We start from the raw sequence: 18899 nt of genomic DNA, 5'->3' as shown, positions 1-18899 counted from the left end.
TTCCTTAACGCACTTGAAAACCCTGGGAGATAAACACGTGTCAATTAGACTAGAGCCGAAACACCGGAAACTTTTAGCGTTAACCGCTTTGTTAATTCTCGTAGTTTCAACGGTATCTGCCTCGGAGCTTCAAAATATTGAAAGAATAACTCCGTTCTCCTCCCAGAACATCAATGTAACAGGAACTATAGATATGAGCGGTAACCCGATAATCGGTATCTCCAACCTCGGCGGCTCGAATATTGTAAACTCTGGTAACATTAACTCGGGAGCTGTCTCAGTCAACGAACTTGATACCGGAAGCGTCGACGACCGTTATGTCAACCGCGGAGGCGACGTGATGAGCGGAGACCTCGACTTTCAGAGCAATGGCGGAGTTAACAGCGCTAACTTCCTGAATGTAGGAAGTATAACATCGAACAACGGCGACAGCGATATTCTTTTCCACCAGGGCTTTACAGTAGACGGTGACAGTGGTGGAGACGGCAGCGTAACCCTTGAAACCGGGAATTTAAACATGAATAATAATGATGTGGCTGATTTCAACCAGCTTGTAACAGGTCGTGGAGGCCGCGTAATGACTTTCAACAATCCTAATGGAGGAAACTCAGAGATACGTTTCCGTTCAGGTGAAAACTCGGGAAGTGATTACGGTTACATAAATGCGATCGATGACGTTGATGGCAGCGGAGAGAACTTCGGGCTTGAACTAGGAACGATGAACGACGGAGCCGATGCGAGCAACGACCATATACGGTTGATTCCGGCAGGAGATCTTTACCTGAATCCCGGCGGCAACGACGATAGCAACGTCGGAGAGACAATCCACAACGGCACACTTAACATGGATGGCAATCCGATCACGAATGCGGACTGGAGCGATGCCGGCGATCTAGATGCGTCAGGAAGTATAAACGATTTCTCGGCGGCTAACGATCTGGATTCATCCGGGAGTTTGACGTCCGGTTCGGTCTCGGACAATGAGATTGCGGACAACACCGTGGACAACAGCGAGATTCAAAACGGCGGCAGTTTTACGTTCAACGGCGTGACTCTTAACGCACCTTTGGACACGAATGGCAATCATTTGAACCTTGACGATGGAGATCAGTATATTACAATCCACGACGGTTCCGGTAACTTCAATATAAAATCCGGTATCGATCCTAACAACAATATTGTCGCCGGTACCGGTGGAACACATGTAAGACTCGATGAATCCGGAGGATTCGATGTCAGCGTAGATGAAAGTACAGGAACCGGTAACGCTAAATCGGAGGGCGTCGGTTTTGCCGTTAACGGCGGTCAGGTAGAGATTAGAGACGGTTCTCTCGAGTTAAACAACAATAACATCAACGGAATCGGCGGTTTACAGAACTGTGGCGCCAATGAATTCGTAAACGGAAACGGAAACTGTGAAGTTGATACTGATACAGACACAACTGTTGCCGACGATCAGGATTTGAGCGTTGGAGCCGATCCTGCCGGCGGTGGAGAAACCACTATAGATATTGATAACGGGAATTCAGCAACTTTCACGGATGATAACACTCAGCTGGATGATGTGGCGGCCACCGGCAACGTTGATGCTGGCGGGAACCGTGTGGAGAACGTAGCTGATCCGAACAGTGATGATGATGCGGTTCCAAGAGGGTATGCGGATTCGAGGTATGCTGCTAGCTCCGATTACTTCTGGACTTCGATCTCGCTGGAGACAGGGGATTACAGGATGAGTAATGGAAGCTCTGGGTCCATGACTGTTCCTGGTTCAGGGACTACTAACTGTGATGGCGGAGCATGTATCAGGAACTTCGGCAGCGGTATGTGGGGTATTGAGATGAGTCCGCCAAGCATCGCGTTTGACGAGGCGGATATGCCTGGACGTGTCTGCTGGGGTTACTCAGGAGGGGACAACGAACAGGACAACCAGGGGTGGGGGGCTGGTATAAGATCCACTATAACTGATGATAACGGACACTGTATGCAGGGTAGCTCGATAGGTGGTTCCTGTGCGGCATCCTACCTGTACGATGACAGTACAACATCGCACGATACCTACGGTGTGGTCTGTAAAACACTCGACTAGTAAATGTATAAACAAACAAAGATGAAATATAAACACGGAATGAGGCATTTAGAAGGCAGCAAGGTCTTGGCACTGGTTTTACTGGTAGCTGCTGTAATGATACTTTCAGTTTCCACGGCCGCACAGATACCGCCCGACAGAACGCCCTCAACCCAGTGTTCCGGTAACGAGATTCTACAGGCAGATGGCGACTGTGCCACTGATAACACAGGTACCGACGATCAGAACCTGGGAACCAGCGGGAACGATATTACATTGGAAAACGGCGGAAGTGTCACCGCACCTTACGCGGATGACGCTGACCTACTTGACGGCGAACAGTTAAATGATATTCTAAACGATAAAAACACTCAGGTGGAGAACACCGACTGGAACACATTAACTGAGCCAGGAATGTACGGTGTATCAATTTCAAGTGGTTTGAACTCAAGTCTCAACCAGCCGTCCTCGGCCTACTCTTACGGCCATCTAATTGTCACAGAGGGTTCGGGTAATCAGGGAATCATGCAGATGTATGTCTCCCATCACACCTCTGACAACGGCGCTCTCTGGATTCGTTCCGGTTGGAGTAACGGAGGCTGGGATTCCTGGCAGGCCTTTACCACCAAGAGCTGGGTTAACAGCAACGACGATGTTGAAGACACCCAGACTCTTTCCGAGACATTAAGTGATGGTAACAGCACAGGAGGAACCGATATCCAGATGGCAGGAGGGAATATATACGGCGGTAACAGTGGAGACTTCGTGCTTTACCAAGACATGGATGGGAATGATAACAATAGATTTGTCATTCAAGACCCGGGCGGAGACGTCTTACTTAGTGCCGATGACTCCGATGCCCTTAACCTGGATGCGGCACTGAACATGAATAACTACAACATAAACGGAATCGGCGGACTTCAAAACTGTGGGGCCAACGAGTTTGTAAACGGTAACGGTAACTGTGAGGTTGATACTGATACGGATACTACGGTTGCTGACGATCAGAACCTTGAACAGGTTTTGAACCAAGGAAATCTTGCTGATGCTAACTCGATAACGGTCAACTCCTCGCTAGAGTTCCCTAACGCTAAAGGTTCTCCGGCTTCAATAACCAGCGACTATGCTAACAACGACTTGGTTATAGAGGGGCGGGATCCTGAACTGGATTTTGTTCTTACTGATGGCGGTAACTATGTCTTCCACGAATACACCAGCTCCCGGAACAATGTCTTTGAGATAAGCTCTACGGGCGGCGGGAATGGGGAAATCCGTATTGGCCAAGGCGGCAGCAGCGTACCCCTAGACCTGAACGGAAACGTTATACAAAACGCGGACTGGAGTGGTGCCAGCGACCTTAACTCTGCTGGTGACATCTCCAGTTTTGACAACGCTAACGATTTGAACGGTGCGGGAACAATCAACGATTTCAGTGCGGCCTCTGATCTTGATTCGGCGGGTGATATTTCTAGTTTTGATAACGCTAATGATTTGGATTCTTCTGGTAATATCGCTGACTTTTCGTCAGCCAATGATTTAGACAGTGGAGGAAGTATCAGTGATTTCTCGAATGCGAACAATCTGGACAGTGGAGGTACAGTGAACTCTATTGAAAACGGTGACGGCAGTTTAGCGATTGGTACAACGTCCTCCGGGCGGCTTTGGATGGCGCCGCGGGAAGCTGGCAGCGGTCAGTTCAGCCAGGAGTTCGGTTTTGAGAACAGCACCGACCGATGGTACTTCGAGACCGATCTAGATTTAAACAGTAATTCCTTGGTAAACGCTGACTGGAGTACTGCCGGCGATCTTGATTCCTCAGGAAACATTAACGACTTTAGCTCGGCCGCAGACTTGAACAGCGGTGGCTCGATAAATGATTTCAGCGGTGCTGCGGATTTAGACGGCAGTGGAGCGATCAATGATTTCAGTTCAGCTTCCGATCTTAACTCGGCAGGAGATATCTCCAGTTTCGATAACGCGAATGATTTAGACGGTTCCGGTAATATCGCTGATTTTTCCGCAGCTGGAGACCTTGATGGCTCCGGGAATCTTGTCTCCGGCTCTGTTTCCGACAATGAAATTTCCGATAACTCTGTTGATAACAGCGAGATTCAAAACGGAGCAGGGTTCACTTTCGGAAGCGCTACAGTTAACGGCGTGACCACTGTAGATCACGGAAGTAATGTAAACGGTCTTAGACTTCTTAACACGGTAAACGATCCTGATTCGCCGGCACCGCTTCTTATTGCGACCGATGATGACGGGGAAGATCTCGCGATCGAAGTCAGAAGTGACGGTGATGGAACATCAGTTAACACCTCCCAGAACTTCCAGAGTACACCGGACACCCAGTTCAGGCTCTGGAGTGACGGAGAGATGGATGTCGGTAATCCTTCGAACGCAGGACGGTTTGTAGACATCGGAGGGGACGTCAACTTCAACGGCGCAGCCGATCTAAACGGTAACACGCTGCGGGAAGTAGGAGGTATCGTCGATAGCACAGGTACAAGCTGTGGTTCGAATGAATTCCTGAACGGTAACGGTAACTGTGAGACAGATACGGACACCGACGATCAGACCTTGGAAGAGGTAAGAACTCAGGGAAGCACACTGAGCGGATCCATCAACTTTCAGAGCAGCGGCGATATAATCAGTGTTAACGATATCAACGTGGCTTCAATGACCTCGAACAACGGTGATTCTCCTATTGACGTTAATCAGGGGCTGACGATCAGTGGCGATGGCGGAGGAGCTGGAAACGTCACATTGGAAACCGGGGATCTGGAGATGGGCGGTAACAGAATCACTAATATTGGCGGCCTACAGAACTGTGGTTCTAATGAATTCGTAAACGGAAACGGTAACTGCGAAGAAGATACAGATACAGATACGGATAACCAGGATCTAAGCGAGGTTCTCGCCCAAGGAAACACTGCGGTATACGACATCAATATGAACAGCCGTGATATAAACACTGGAGGAACGCTTAACGCCCTCAGTATATACGGCGGATCAACCGAGATAGCCCGTTTTGATGGTGGAGGAGCGGTAACTATTCCAAACGGAAACCTGAATATGAACTCTAGTTCAGTCACCAGTCTAGATCAGCTACGGTTCTCATCAGGTATCTACCTAGGTAACTCGAATACCGTCGCCGGGGACACACAGGATATCGCAATAGGAAAAAATGCACAAGTTGATACCTCCGGTCAAGGAGATGATGGTATTGTGATAGGGACAGGTGCTTCGGTTGTTGAAGGAGTGGGTTCCCAGGCAATAGGCGGTTCTGCGGAAGTACACGATAATTATGGACTAGCAGCTGGATGGGGTGCGAAAGCAGGTATAGATGATGGTTCAACAGGGACCTCGACTGGGGCCTTGGCTCTGGGATCAAGCTCGAATGCGAATGGTTCAAGTGCTATCGCAGTTGGATCAAGTTCTTATGCGGGAGCAGACTCTATCGCGGTGGGTTCACAGGCCAGTTCCGACAACGGCGGCATGGCTATCGGTCAGAACGCACAAGGAAACGCGATTGGATACTACGCTGAAGGTGTCAACGGCGGTATGGCTCTAGGGCCTCTATCATACGCAGATGAATCAAATACTGTTGAGCTAGGTAGCGCCAACACAGGAGGGTCATTTAACGCACAGGTAGACCTGAAGCTCAACGGCGGTAATATGGAAATGAATGGTGGCGATATAATGGCTACTTCCGGCAATGTCACGGTGGCCGACAGTCTTTCCGTTGAGGGCAATATCTGGACGAACGGGGCAGACCTGGCTGAGATGTACTCAAGTCCACAGGAACTGGAAAAAGCAGAACTTGTAGCCATAAATACAGAGAAAGATGATTCGGTCGTCAGAACAGATGGGAGGTATCAGGAAACAGTTACCGGTATCGTATCATCCAATCCTTCCCAGGTAATGAACCAGGAAGAATCCGGTTATCCGATCGCATTAGAAGGAAAGGTGCCGCTCAAAGTAACCGAGGAAAACGGAGAGATTCAAAGAGGAGACCGACTCGTACCGTCATCGAAGCCAGGTACTGCGATGAAATGTGAAATCATAGATCCAATGGAGAACAAAGACAAAGAACTCCGAGAAATAATCTCCCACAACGAAAACTGTAGAAGCACCACTATAGGTAACGCCCTCGAAAACTCCAAAGACAAGAATAAAATACTGGTAAAACTAAAGTGATGGTATAATGAGTGAAAAAGATCTTCCGGATGATATAGAGGAGATAATTGATAGAAAAGTCGAGGAACGTATGAAACAGGAAAAACAGTCAGATAACCTGGAAGCCGATGAGTCCTCACAACAGGAAAAGAACGAGGGTATCTCCCGTCGTGGCTTTTTGAAAACCCTTGGTCTTGGAGCCGGAGCCTTGACATTTTCCTCACTCGTATCCGGCTGGAGTCTTATCCAGCCACAAAACTCCGGAACAAGTGAAATAGATGCCGATACAGTTGATGGATTACATGCTAGTGAGATAGGAGGACATGCGCCCATATATGGAGATGGATCAGACGGAGTAGTTAGTAGATCGACAGATGGTAATATCCCTGCCTCGCCAATTTTTGCTACTACATATGAAATCCAAAATAGTGTAACCCGAACAGCAACCTCGCCCGTATCGATAATCTACGCAACAGAAGAAATTATCATTTCGGGAACTCTTGATGCATCCGGAGTTGTTACAGGTAGTTCTGGTGGTGCCGGGGGGGCCGGAGGTAATGGTTCAGAGGGGAACGACGCTGGAAACCCCGGAGATCCCGGAGATGAGGGCGCAGCTGGCATCCTACATGGTGCCGGTATATACGGTGGAGACGGCGGAGACGGCGGTGGCAAAGGTTCAGAAGGTAGTGGTGGCGCTGGCGGTTTATCGCCGACGAGATCCATGACGGACGCAGAAGAAAATCGATTCAACGATTTCCTCTCTCCGCGTTCTATGGAGCCGTGGAAATCGATATTCGAATATTCCATTATCGCTTCATCGTCTGGAGCTGGTGGCGGTGGCGGCGGCGGCGGTGAAAGCGTCTCCGCCTCCGGGGGTGATGGAGGAGGCGGTGGAAAGGGCGGCGATACTGGCGGACTCGTGATGCTAATCGCCCCTAAAATAACCATTAATGGAGTGCTTGATGTTTCTGGTACAGATGGACTTGACGGATCTAATGGAACAGACGGCTCAAATTACTTCAATTCGACTGAAGGCGGTGGCGGCGGTGGCGGTGGCGGCAGTGGTGGTTCTGGTGGAGTGGTCATAGCCGCAACCCGCGGACCACTTGATACGACGAACATTGATCTATCGAAAGGAGTCGGCGGTCTCGGTGGAGAGGGCGGGCTGGGAAACGACGGCAACCACGGCTCCCCTGGTCAAACCGGTGATGACGGTGTGGAGGGAACTGTCAAGGTTTTCAACTAAGACGACAACATAAAGTTCGTCATCCCTCCAAGATTATTGAAACAGAAAGACAAATCTCTGAACAAATATTAATTACCATTGATGGATAATAGGCTCTGTTATTGGTTAAGAGGTTTTTGGCGTTTCATTTAGTTTGAAGCCGGATTTTCCTATGGTCGACTCATACGATCAATGGTTTGACAAGTGAGGTGCTTATTGAAATGCGTTGCCTAGCAGAGTCAATGAGAAAAAAGGTATCCTGGTTAGAGTTCGAAACGTCTCATTAGCAATTGAAGATGAGATTGAGATATAAGGCATTCTTCGCCTACATTCGTGGCGGCAGGGTTATTCGCGAAATTAAGGAGGTGGCGGGGAGAGGAGGCGTCATAACTATAATCGCAAAAGGAGTATTTAATATCGAACCTGATTTCGCTACGTGGTGAATCTCTGGGCAGATTTTATTAGGCTTATTTTGAAATACTACGGAATCTAAAGTAATGGTATAATGAGTGAAAAAGATCTTCCGGATGATATAGAGCAGATAATTGATAGAAAGGTCGAGGAAAAGTTGAGGGAAAGAGAGAAGGCCGAGCAGTCGAGTTCGGTTAAGGCTTCTGAAAAGGATACAGGGAGTGTGTCGCGTAGAAATTTCTTGAAGACTTTGGGTTTGGGTGCTGGTGCTTTGACTTTTTCGTCTTTGGTTTCTGGTTGGAGTACTTTTCAGCCGCGGACTCGTGGTTTAAGTGATATTGACGCGGATACGGTTGATGGTGTTAATATTTATGTTCAGAGTTCAAAACCCTCTGATCCGGATGTCAATGATATCTGGTTTAATATATAGAGGAGAATATTATGCCTACTTTTTCTGAAGGAAATACGGAAACTATGTATAAGGTTCCGCCAGGTGTGACTAGGATAAAAGTTGAAGCATATGCAGCTAATGGCGACGACGGCTACCACACTAGAGGTGTTGTGGACACTGAAGAAGGATCTGGTGGCAGTGGTGGTTACGTTTCCGCGAAGTTAGATGTTGTTCCGGGGGAGACTTTCAAGGTTTACGTCCCGGATGGACGTCTTTCACCGCTTGCTAACGGCGGCCAAGGAGGAGACTCTTATTCTAGTGGAGGCCATGGAGGAGGCGCTGCAGGCCTCAGACGTGATTCTGACGGTGCTTTGATAGTCGCAGCTGACGGCGGTGGAGGCGGCGGCGGCAATGTATACGGAAGTACCTCTACGCTAAGATATCCTGGTGGCGGAGGCGGTGGAGGCGGCAGAGGTGGATCTAAGGGGTATGGCGGCGGCCCTGACGATGATGATAGTGGTCCTGGTGATGATGGTTCGGATGGGGAAGGAACAGGTAACGGTGGCTCTGGTGGTGACGGAGGAGATGCCGGTGACTACACGGATGGTGAGGACGGCAGCCCTGGTACTGGATCAGCACATCCGGATACATATGATGTAACTATCAACTCGAATGGGGGAGAACAAAAAGTTGTAATAACTGATATAACACCGCCTGTACTTTACTGGAAAGGAGATGTGTTTGATAGCGCGTCTTCCAAGTATTGGGATGGTTCTAACTGGGTAGATATAACTCCGAAGTATTGGGATGGTTCTAACTGGGTGGCCATTTAGCAGTTTAGTGTTATCAGGAGCGGTCATCTGGTTAGGCAGTGATTTTGGAACCTCAGATTGGGTGCTAGGGTTTGTTCGCAGTATTTTTAAACAGCCGCGACTAACTACATACATGCCTCTATTAGGTCCAAGTGAACTTTTGTTGGTGGCTGGAGCGATAGTTGCTTTGGTTTTAGGTCCGAAGAAACTTCCGGAGCTTGCGGGAAGTCTCGGTGAGTCGAAAAAGGAGTTTAGGAAATCGATGAAGGAAGCGGATGAGGTAACTGAAGCGCTTAACTCTGATGAAGACGAGAGCTGAAAGCTAGCCACGGTAAAGTGTAAAGTATGGAACAAAGGTTTGAACAGCATCTTCAGGAGCTTAGAAAGCGTTTTTTGTATTCGCTAGGTTTTTTCTCACTGGCTATGGTTTTCTCGTTTTATTTTTCTTCTGATATGCTGGCGTGGGTTCAAAACGATCTTGGTTTCGCGCTTAACGCGCTTACAGCGTATGAAACGTTTTACACTCAGCTTATGATAGCGGGTATCACGGCTTTTTTCCTATCTCTGCCGTTTATCGCGTACCACGGATTGCTTTTCGTTAAACCCGGTCTTTCCGAACAGGAGTATTATACGGTTAGAAACTATCTTCCGTTTTCCGTGGTTCTTTTCGCGGTAGGTGCGGCCTTCGGCTACGAAGTCGTTGTAAAGTACAGCTTGAACTTTTTTGCGCAGGTAGCGGATACTTCGGGCGTTGAATCTATCTGGGGTTTGAAAAGCACTCTGGGTTTTGCGTTTAAGATCGCTGCGTTCTCCGGTTTGATCTTCCAGCTTCCTGTGGTGTCTTTCGTACTTGGGAAGGCAGGTCTGATTAACAGGGAGTTGATGAGAGAGTACCGTCCGTACTTTATTGTATCTGTTTTGCTGGCTTCGGCTTTTGCGACCCCGCCGGATATAATCACGCAGTTGATGGTGACGGTCCCGGTCTTAGGTCTTTACCAGGTAAGTATCTACCTGGTTGGTTTATCGGAAAAATAGTTCTCGGGTAAAAACCTGTTTAAAGACTGGACGGTTCGGTACTAATTATGGTTTCCGAACAACAGGTAAAGGAAAAACTGGAGGATGTCAAAGACCCCGAGTTCGATATCAATATCGTAGATATGGGACTGGTATACGAGGTCAACGTAGAGGACGAAGACGTACACATACTGATGACTTTGACAACCCGTGGCTGTCCGTTCCACGGAATATTCGAGGAAGTAATTAACCAAGAGTTATCCGAGTTAGAGGATATCGGAGAGATTGAAGTCGAGTTAACCTTTGATCCGCCGTGGACAATGGAGAAGATGACTGATGAAGGACGTAACAAGATGGGAGCAGTTCCCGGCCACGGAATGGGTTTTTAACCCTCCATCTAACTCAGTAGCTCGGTATGCCGTTACGGTTCAGCCACTGAGTTTAAATTCTCGCTGTCCGAACAGTTGAGTGTGAAACGCAAAACCGTCCTAGTCCTTACCTTGATCTTACTTACCGGGCTTACTGCCGCGAGATGGGTGCCGCTTGGAGCGCCGGCCGATGCCCCGGCTCTCGGAGCAGTTCTACAGGAGGGTAACAAGTCCTCAACAGGTTTCAACATGAGCTTCTACGGTATCAGTGGCTTGGCGCCTCCTGTCGATACAAGGGATGCGGCCACGAAAGGCTATGTTGACAACCAGGTGATCTCACAGTCCAGCGACGATCAGACACTTGGCGAAGTACTCACTCAAGGCAACGATATGAACGGACAGGAAATCACTGACAGCCAAGGCCCTATAACGCTGGGAGGAGGCAACGTTGAGATACCTGGTGGACGTCTCAGGGTCTATGGAGAGTATGCGACTACAGGCCAGACGTTGACGGTGGGAGATGACCAGTATGGTATTTCTGCTCAGGGAGGGGATCTTTTCCTCCGTGCTGCGAATCAAGGTTTTATCTTCAGGAATAATTCCGCGGAACTGGTCCAGATAATGGGGAATGGAAATCTTAACATGCGAGGTAACACCGTTACCAACACCCAAATGCTTGAGTTGAACTCGATCAGTCTTCCGGTCTGTGATTCCTCTACTGAGGGAAATATTGCTTACAACGGTACCGCTCATTACGGCTGTGATGGCAGTTCCTGGAATCAGATGTACTAGAGCCGAAAACGGTTTAACATCTATCGTCTACTTGTAGTTTATGTATATCGCTTCCGATGAGGAAATCCAAGAGTTCGCGGATAAGGCAACGGAGCTTTTAGATGGTAGGGTTCAGAAGATTATTCTCTACGGCAGCTACGCTAGGAACGAGCATACTCCGGGAAGTGACATAGATCTGCTTATTCTTGTAGATGAAAAGAACGGTTATGATAGGGAAAGAGTTTCGGAATTGGCAGGAAAATGGTTTGAGGAAAGAAACCTTCTTTTTTCACCTACGGTTTTGGAAGTCCAAGATTTTAATGAAAAACTAAAAGCAGGGTATTCTTTCCATGAAAATGTGGATGATGAAGGTATTGAGATATGAGACAGTCAGATGAACTTTTGAACGAAGCTGAAGAGATGTTTTCCGAAGCTAAGTACTTGTTTGAAGGAGGAAAAGTGAAAGGAACTATATCCAGGAGTTACTACGCTGCTTTCAACGCAGTAAAAGCTATGCTCTTAACTAAGGATTCCAAGCCTAAAACCCATCAAGGCGTGGCATCGGAGTTCGGAAGGCTTTTTAGAGAAGAAGTTGGTTCAAAACTAACCAGAGATTACTCTGAATTACAAAGAATGCGTGAACAAGCGGATTATGGTTCGGGCGAACAGTTTGACGAAGAAGACGCACAGTTTGCCATAGATATATCAGAAGAAATTATTGAAAACGCCAAGAATGTGGTCAAATAAGATACAATTTTTGAAGCGACTAATAGGAGTGTTTTTCCTTTAGGTTATAGCGTTGCTGGTCTTGGATAAAGATGTACAAGCTAGAATAATCAATGCGAATCTAATCGAACTCGCTTTTAAAAGGTTCGGTGTCTCTCTCGTAATTGTAAGAATTCTAAAATGAAAGTTTACACATTAGGAGGATACGAAGAAGTCGGCCGTAACATGACAGCGGTCGAGGTAGAAGGCGAAGTTGTCATATTTGACATGGGTTACGACATGGAGGAAGTGGTTAACTCTGAAGGACAGATCGATGAGATGACCACGAACCAGACTCTTGAAACCGGAGCTATTCCAGAAGACGAACAGCTCTTGGACAAGAATGTCGTAGCTATCGTTATCGGACACGGTCACCTTGACCACGTTGGAGCAATTCCAAAGCTCGCAGGAGCTTACGATAACGCACCGATCTACGCAACGCCTTACACAATGAAAATCATCGAAAGAATGATCGACGACGACCGTAAAAACATCTCGAATGAGATGGTTACGGTTCAGAAAGGCGATGAAACCGATCTTACAGATAATCTACGTCTTGAGTTCGCACACGTCAACCACTCGATCCCTGACGCAACACTTTCCCTACTGGATACACCGGAAGGGTACGTTGTCTACGGAAACGACATGAAGATCGATCAGTCTCCGATCATCGAGGAAACAACCGATGTCGAGCGACTGAAAGAAATCGGCGAAGAAGGCGTCACGCTCATGGTTCCGGGAACAACAAGGGTTGATTCCGATGGCCGAGCAAGATCGGAAAAATCCGTTGAAGTCGAGCTAAAGGACGTCCTAGATTCCTGTTACCAGGCAGGAGGCGCAGTAATCGCTTCAACGTTCTCATCACAGATATCACGGCTTAACTCACTGATCGATGCGAACAACGGACGTAGAAAGATCGCTTTCGTCGGACGCTCGCTCAAAGAGTACGTCAAGTCCGCGGAAGAGCTAGGACTGATTGACACTTCGAACATCGAAGTAGTTTCCTACTTCAACGAATGTGATGACGTCATGAGCAAGGTCGATGACAACAAGGAAGACTGGCTTGTCGTCGCAACAGGAAACCAGGGAGAACCAGGCGCACAGATGGATAAGATCTCTTCAGGGACCTACGGATTCAACTTCGAGAAAGGAGATCACGTCATCTTCTCCAGTAAGGTAATTCCTACGCCTGTCAACGAAGCTAACCGTCACACACTCGAGAAGAAGATGAAAGAACGCGGAGTCCGGATCTACAAGGGAATCCACACAACTGGACACGCCCACCGTGAAGACCACCGTGACTTCATCAAGTTCCTTGACCCTGAAAACATCGTTCCAAGCCACGGACACATCCAGAAGCTTGGAAGCTACGTAGAACTCGCACGGGAAGAAGGATACACACTGGAAGAAGATATCTTCGTCTCAGAGAACGGAAGAGAGATCCAGATCAACTAAAACGGGACGGGAGAATCACTTTCTCTCCCTCTCTAACATTATTTTTCTCTACGAACGTAGAATTGACTTCAAGTACGTACATCGCAGGCTCACTGCTTCTGTAACGCGTAAGGTTCTCATCTGAAGTGTTCGGTTCCGGTACGGCCTCGTGTAAGGTAACGATCTTGCCTTCGCCGTCGATAAAGATCATATCCAGAGGTATCAACGTATTTTTCATCCAGAAACTTCGGTAGTCTTCGTCTTCGTAGACGAAAAGCATGCCTTGATCGATCGGAAGCTGCTCTCGGTACATCAGTCCTCTGCGTTTTTCTTCCGGGCTATCAGCTATCTCCACGGTCACATCTGCTTTCGATTCCGGAAAACTGACGGTGTTCGCATCTCCCGAACTTTGAAACGTTGTGGCTAGAAGAGCTGCCGCCAGGGATACGAATACTGCGGTTAAAATCGCTTTTCTTTCCACAAGCTCTATTTGTTGTTTCCGAAGTTAAATCCTTCTAGAGTTCTTATTCGAGGCTGTTTTCTTCTTTGATCTCGCTGATCTTATCCCGGTATTCGGCGGCTAGTTCGAACTCCAGGTTCTCAGCGGCCTGTTTCATCTGCTCTTCGAGTTCCACTACCTGCCTACGTGCTTCCTCCGTATCTTCGAACTCTGTCTCCGTCAGCTCTTCGTCCGAGTCCTTGCCGGGAAGAGTCGATTCCGTGACTTCTTTTTCGATAGTCCTCGGGGTCTTTCCGTTCTCCTCGTTGAACTTTCTCTGTATCTTCCGTCTGCGATCGGTCTCGGATATCGCATTTTTCATCGCATCGGTTTTCTCATCGCCATACATTATGACGTGGCCATCTTGGTTTCTTGCCGCCCGGCCCATGGTCTGGACCAAAGCAGTCTCCGAACGAAGAAACCCGGCCTGATCTGCCTCAAGTATCGCCACCAGAGACACCTCCGGTATGTCCAGTCCCTCTCTCAGCAGGTTGATCCCTACCACCACATCGATCTCACCGACCCGGAGTTTTCTGATGATCTCATGCCGTTCCAATGTATCGGTTTCATGGTGCATGTACTTTGCGTTGATACCAGCATCCTGTAGGAACTCCGAGAGGTTCTCAGCCATATTCTTACTCAGTGTTGTCACCAGGGTCCGTTCATCTCTTTCCGCCCGTTTTTCTATCTCTGATATTACATCCTCGACCTGACGTTCGGTCTCTCTGACCTCGATGGTCGGATCCAGGAGGTAGGTCGGACGAACGATCTGTTCGACAATCTGTTCGGAAACCTCGGTCTCGTAATCTCCGGGTGTGGCCGATACGAACAGGGTCTTATCGGTTTTTTCCTTGAACTCATCGAACTTCAGAGGCCGGTTGTCGAAAGCTGTTGGCAGCCGGAAACCGTTTTCCACTAAGGATTCTTTCCGGGCCTCATCGCCGGCATACTGGCCTTTGATCTGAGGAATGGTCTGGTGGGACTCATCGATTACCGTTAGAAAATCATCCGGGAAGTAATCAAGCAAAGTGTAGGGCGGATCTCCGTGTTCCCTGTCGGAAAGATGGACTGAGTAGTTTTCAATCCCCGAACAGTAACCAGCCTCACGTATCATCTCCAAATCGAACTTGGTTCGTTCCTCGATACGCTGGGCGGCTACCGCATCGCCTCGGGACTCGAAGTACTCGATCCGTTCTTCCATCAGCTCTTCGATCTCCTCTAGAGCTTTCTCAAGTTTTTCATCCGGCGCCGAGTAGTGGGAAGCCGGTCGGACCAGTATCTTCTCTCTTTTCTCCACTGTCTCGTTTTCCAGGGGCTTGAACTCTGTAATCTTCTCTATCTCATCGCCCCAGAAGCTGATACGGAAAGCAGTCCGTGAATACATCGGGAAAACATCTAAAGTGTCTCCGCGCAGCCTGAACTTTCCTTGCTTGAAATCCTCATCGCTGCGCTCGTACTGTATATCGACCAATTCATCTATTATTTGATCACGCCCTTTCTCGGTATCTTCCGATATCTCAACGGCCAGGGATTTGTAAAAATCCGGATCTCCAAGACCGTATATTGCGGAAACCGATGCGACAACGATTACATCGTCTCTTGTCAGAAGAGAGTTGGTTGCCGAGTGCCTTAGCTTCTCAATTTCTTCGTTGATCGATGCGTCCTTCCCTATATAGGTATCCGAGCTTTTAACGTAGGCTTCGGGCTGGTAGTAATCATAGTATGATACGAAGTACTCGACCGCATTATCCGGGAAAAGCTGTTTTAACTCATCGTAGAGCTGGGCTGCCAAAGTCTTGTTGTGAGCGATCACCAAGGTCGGTTTCTGGATCTCCTCGATCGTCCACGAAACAGTATTGGTCTTACCGGAGCCGGTAACACCTAAAAGTGTTTGTTTGTCCATTCCTTGCTTGAAACCGTTTGAAAGCTTCTCTATGGCCTCGGGCTGGTCTCCTGCCGGAGTGAAAGGAGCTTCAACCCTGAATTTCTCTTTATCTGTTTTTTCGTCAGTCATGTTACTGGACGATGACCTAGTAATATATGGTTAATCTACGAGGGAACTTTCAGGACGCAAAAAGGTTTTTCTAGGAAGGAAAATTGAGTTCCGGAAAATAGGGGAGTTGTAGAAGATGGTTGAACAGAGACAGAGCATAGAGATCAAGGGCGCAAAAGAAAATAACTTGAAGAATATTGACTTGGAGATACCTAGAGGTAAACTAAACGTTGTCACAGGTCTTTCAGGAAGCGGGAAATCAACCCTGGCATTCGATACTGTTTTCGCGGAAGGTCAACGTCGATACATGGAATCGCTCTCTTCTTACGCCCGGAACTTCCTCGATCAGATGGATAAACCAGAGGTAGAGAGCATAGAAGGTCTTTCACCGGCTATAAGCATAGAGCAAAACACATCTGGTACCACGCCGCGTTCGACCGTAGGAACAGTAACAGAGATACATGATTACCTACGGTTGCTTTATGCCCGGATCGGAACCCAGTACTCGCCTGAAACCGGCAAAATAGTCGAGGAAAAATCAGCTGAACAGATAGCCGATGAAATACTCGAGCTGCCGGAGGATACAAAGATCAAGGTTCTGGCGCCCGTTGAAACAGAGGAATTTGCGGAAAAAGTAGAGAAACTAAAGGAAAGAGGTTTCACACGTATAATAACAGATCAAGAGTACGATCTGGATCTGGAAGAGCCTGAAAGCGCTGGAAGCTTCGAGATAGTAGTCGATAGGATAAAGGCATCAGGTGATTCCCGTTCAAGACTCGTCGAGGCCCTGGAAAACGGTTTAGATGAGACAGACGGTAAGGTCTGGATCGAGGTCTCGGATGAGGTAGATGATGAGAGAATAAAGGAAACTAACGGAAGGAAGCTACTGAAGTTCACGGAAGGTTTTTCCGAGCCAGGGAACAGCCGTGATTTCTCCGAGCTGGAACAGCGAAGCTTTTCGTTTAACAGCCCGCTGGGCGCGTGCGATGAGTGCGACGGACTGGGCAAATCAGAGGTAGCAGATGAAGATCTTGTTGTACCGGATAGCTCGGTGGCTATGAAAAACGCTTTAGCTCCATGGAACTACAGCAAGGACTATTACCGGCGTGGAATCAACGCTTTCGCCGACCACTTCAATGTCGATGTAAACACTCCCTTCGAAGAACTCGACAGACAGATACAGGAGAAAATGCTTCACGGAACCCGGGAGCCGATCTACTATACGGTAGAGAAGATGAGGGGCAACGGGCTCAGGGAAAAACGGTTCGAAGGAGTAATGGAGTACATCAACCGGCGTTTCCAGGAAACCTCAAGCGACAACGTCCGCAGCCGGCTAAGAGACTACATGAGAGAAGATACCTGCCCGGTGTGTGACGGAACAAGACTCTCCGAACAGTCCCGACACGTAGAAGTAGCAGGCTTGACGCTTCCGGAGATCAACCGGATGAACATCGAATCCGCTTACGAAACATTTCAGGGGCTTGAAGACCAGCTAGAGGGCAGAGACCGGGAGATCGGAGAGGAAATTGTAAAAGAGGTCCGCCAACGTCTTGGATTCCTCGACCAGGTAGGATTGAGCTACTTAACCCTTGATAGAGAGGCAGCGACGCTTTCAGGCGGAGAAACTCAGAGGATCAGGCTAGCAACACAGATAGGATCGGGCTTGACAGGAGTACTGTACGTCCTCGATGAGCCATCGATCGGTCTACACAGACATGATAACGAGAAACTGATCGACACACTGGAGAACCTTCGAGATCTCGGAAACACGTTGCTCGTTGTAGAACACGATGAGTCAACGGTAAAACGCGCGGACAACATTATCGATATCGGGCCGGGGCCAGGGAAAAAGGGAGGAGAGATAGTAGGGCATGGCAAGCAACAAGACATTGAATCGGTGGAAAACTCGGTTACCGGAAAATACCTTTCAGGTGAGAAAAAGATTCCTGTGCCGGACGAACGCAGAAGCCCGGAGGATAGTATAACTGTCAAAGGAGCGAAGGAACACAACCTCGATGACGTCGATGTTGAGATACCGCTCGGAGTCATAACAGCGATCACGGGCATGTCCGGATCCGGAAAATCCACGTTGATGCATGATATTCTTTACAACCAGCTTACAAAACAGCTCAATGACAACAAATCAGTTATAGTTGGAGAACACGAGAAAGTGGAGGGTGCGGAAAACATTGAATCCGTTCGTATGATCGATCAGTCCCCGATCGGGCGCACGCCGCGTTCGAACCCAGCAACATACACAGGGGTCTTCGATTACATCAGAGAGCTTTTTGCCGAGACCAAGCTATCGAAGCGCCGAGGATACGACAAAGGACGGTTCAGCTTCAACGTCAAAGGCGGACGCTGTGAGGAGTGTAAAGGACAGGGAACCGTTCAGATCGAGATGAACTTCCTCTCGGATGTATACGTAGAATGTGAACGGTGTGGAGGTAAAAGATACAACGATGAAACTCTTCAGGTAAAGTACCGTGGAAAGTCGATCGCAGAAATCCTTGGAATGGAGATAGAAGAGGCATACGAGTTTTTCGAACACGATCGACGTATCAAAAGACGGTTGAAACTTCTCAAAGACGTCGGACTAGGCTACATGGAGCTAGGACAGCCATCAACCACTCTGTCCGGAGGAGAAGCTCAGAGGATCAAACTGGCCGAAGAGCTTGGAAAAGTCAGGAACGAAGACGTTCTCTACATGCTTGATGAGCCTACAACAGGTCTTCACTGGGAGGATGAGAGAAAGCTGATCAAGGTGCTTCACAGACTGGTCGAGAAAGGCAACTCGGTGCTGGTGATTGAACACGAACTTGAACTGGTAAAATGTGCGGACTGTATAATCGATCTTGGACCGAAAGGAGGGGAAAACGGCGGTCAGATCGTAGCACAAGGAACTCCAGAACAGGTAGCGGAAAACCCGGATTCTTTTACCGGCCAGTACCTTGAGGAACTCCTGGATTAAA

Annotated in this window: 15 protein-coding genes; 13 read left to right on the top strand and 2 right to left on the bottom strand. The window is 48.4% G+C overall.

The annotated features are described in order from the left end of the window. The first annotated feature begins 37 nt into the window (after nt 1–37). The 12 genes from SVXnc_RS04005 to SVXnc_RS03950 all read left to right on the top strand — a co-directional run bounded on the left by SVXnc_RS04005 (nt 38) and on the right by SVXnc_RS03950 (nt 13456). The gene (locus tag SVXnc_RS04005) at nt 38–2086 is read left to right on the top strand and encodes a hypothetical protein (RefSeq protein WP_347721638.1); all 2049 of its coding nucleotides are present in this window, start codon (nt 38–40) and stop codon (nt 2084–2086) included. 21 nt (nt 2087–2107) lie between these two features. Further along, complete coding sequence (locus SVXnc_RS04000) at nt 2108–6265, top strand: beta strand repeat-containing protein (protein WP_347721637.1); 4158 nt, start codon at nt 2108–2110, stop codon at nt 6263–6265. Between the two features lie 7 nt (nt 6266–6272). Further along, entirely contained in the window at nt 6273–7490 is a 1218-nt protein-coding gene (locus SVXnc_RS03995) for a twin-arginine translocation signal domain-containing protein (protein WP_347721636.1), read from the top strand. Between the two features lie 484 nt (nt 7491–7974). Beyond that, complete coding sequence (locus SVXnc_RS03990; protein WP_347721635.1) at nt 7975–8310, top strand: twin-arginine translocation signal domain-containing protein; 336 nt, start codon at nt 7975–7977, stop codon at nt 8308–8310. 11 nt (nt 8311–8321) lie between these two features. Then, nucleotides 8322–9104, top strand: coding sequence for a hypothetical protein (locus tag SVXnc_RS03985; protein WP_347721634.1), 783 nt, complete (start codon nt 8322–8324; stop codon nt 9102–9104). 112 nt (nt 9105–9216) lie between these two features. Then, the gene (locus tag SVXnc_RS03980) at nt 9217–9402 is read left to right on the top strand and encodes a Sec-independent protein translocase subunit TatA/TatB (protein WP_347721633.1); all 186 of its coding nucleotides are present in this window, start codon (nt 9217–9219) and stop codon (nt 9400–9402) included. Between the two features lie 26 nt (nt 9403–9428). Continuing rightward, nucleotides 9429–10118, top strand: a complete 690-nt coding sequence (gene tatC / locus SVXnc_RS03975; protein ID WP_347721632.1) for a twin-arginine translocase subunit TatC — start codon at nt 9429–9431, stop codon at nt 10116–10118. A gap of 47 nt (nt 10119–10165) precedes the next feature. Beyond that, nucleotides 10166–10486: a metal-sulfur cluster assembly factor gene (locus SVXnc_RS03970; protein WP_347721631.1), complete on the top strand. Its 321-nt coding sequence runs from the start codon at nt 10166–10168 to the stop codon at nt 10484–10486. 81 nt (nt 10487–10567) lie between these two features. Then, on the top strand, nt 10568–11257 hold the full coding sequence (locus tag SVXnc_RS03965; protein WP_347721630.1) for a hypothetical protein: 690 nt from the start codon (nt 10568–10570) through the stop codon (nt 11255–11257). 40 nt (nt 11258–11297) lie between these two features. Beyond that, nucleotides 11298–11621, top strand: a complete 324-nt coding sequence (locus tag SVXnc_RS03960) for a nucleotidyltransferase domain-containing protein (protein ID WP_347721629.1) — start codon at nt 11298–11300, stop codon at nt 11619–11621. Continuing rightward, nucleotides 11618–11983 (top strand): HEPN domain-containing protein, encoded by a 366-nt coding sequence (locus SVXnc_RS03955; protein ID WP_347721628.1) that lies wholly within the window; start codon nt 11618–11620, stop codon nt 11981–11983. The genes SVXnc_RS03960 and SVXnc_RS03955 overlap by 4 nt, the downstream gene beginning before the upstream one ends. A 159-nt stretch (nt 11984–12142) precedes the next feature. After that, nucleotides 12143–13456 (top strand): MBL fold metallo-hydrolase, encoded by a 1314-nt coding sequence (locus SVXnc_RS03950; RefSeq protein WP_347721627.1) that lies wholly within the window; start codon nt 12143–12145, stop codon nt 13454–13456. Here SVXnc_RS03950 and SVXnc_RS03945 read toward each other — a convergent pair. Together SVXnc_RS03945 and uvrB are read right to left on the bottom strand one after the other, a co-directional pair. Next, on the bottom strand, nt 13449–13916 hold the full coding sequence (locus SVXnc_RS03945; protein ID WP_347721626.1) for a DUF192 domain-containing protein: 468 nt from the start codon (nt 13914–13916) through the stop codon (nt 13449–13451). The genes SVXnc_RS03950 and SVXnc_RS03945 overlap by 8 nt on opposite strands. Nucleotides 13917–13959: 43 nt before the next feature. Beyond that, complete coding sequence (gene uvrB / locus SVXnc_RS03940) at nt 13960–15948, bottom strand: excinuclease ABC subunit UvrB (RefSeq protein WP_347721625.1); 1989 nt, start codon at nt 15946–15948, stop codon at nt 13960–13962. Between the two features lie 115 nt (nt 15949–16063). Between uvrB and uvrA the strand changes: the two genes are divergently transcribed. After that, a complete protein-coding gene (gene uvrA, locus SVXnc_RS03935) occupies nt 16064–18898 on the top strand; it encodes an excinuclease ABC subunit UvrA (RefSeq protein WP_347721624.1) in 2835 nt (944 codons plus the stop codon). Nucleotide 18899 lies beyond the last annotated feature (1 nt).

The organism is Candidatus Nanohalococcus occultus (assembly GCF_029207735.1).
Classification (GTDB): domain Archaea; phylum Nanohalarchaeota; class Nanosalinia; order Nanosalinales; family Nanosalinaceae; genus Nanohalococcus; species Nanohalococcus occultus.
Note: the sequence above shows the minus strand (reverse complement) of the source record. Positions and strands in the feature narration are given on the sequence as shown.

Coding starts and splice junctions, on each gene's coding strand:
- SVXnc_RS04000 (WP_347721637.1), top strand. CDS start 2,108: ATGAAATATAAACACGGAATGAGGCATTTAGAAGGCAGCAAGGTCTTG.
- SVXnc_RS03995 (WP_347721636.1), top strand. CDS start 6,273: ATGAGTGAAAAAGATCTTCCGGATGATATAGAGGAGATAATTGATAGA.
- SVXnc_RS03990 (WP_347721635.1), top strand. CDS start 7,975: ATGAGTGAAAAAGATCTTCCGGATGATATAGAGCAGATAATTGATAGA.
- SVXnc_RS03985 (WP_347721634.1), top strand. CDS start 8,322: ATGCCTACTTTTTCTGAAGGAAATACGGAAACTATGTATAAGGTTCCG.
- SVXnc_RS03980 (WP_347721633.1), top strand. CDS start 9,217: ATGCCTCTATTAGGTCCAAGTGAACTTTTGTTGGTGGCTGGAGCGATA.
- tatC (WP_347721632.1), top strand. CDS start 9,429: ATGGAACAAAGGTTTGAACAGCATCTTCAGGAGCTTAGAAAGCGTTTT.
- SVXnc_RS03970 (WP_347721631.1), top strand. CDS start 10,166: ATGGTTTCCGAACAACAGGTAAAGGAAAAACTGGAGGATGTCAAAGAC.
- SVXnc_RS03960 (WP_347721629.1), top strand. CDS start 11,298: ATGTATATCGCTTCCGATGAGGAAATCCAAGAGTTCGCGGATAAGGCA.
- SVXnc_RS03955 (WP_347721628.1), top strand. CDS start 11,618: ATGAGACAGTCAGATGAACTTTTGAACGAAGCTGAAGAGATGTTTTCC.
- SVXnc_RS03950 (WP_347721627.1), top strand. CDS start 12,143: ATGAAAGTTTACACATTAGGAGGATACGAAGAAGTCGGCCGTAACATG.
- uvrB (WP_347721625.1), bottom strand. CDS start 15,948: ATGACTGACGAAAAAACAGATAAAGAGAAATTCAGGGTTGAAGCTCCT.
- uvrA (WP_347721624.1), top strand. CDS start 16,064: ATGGTTGAACAGAGACAGAGCATAGAGATCAAGGGCGCAAAAGAAAAT.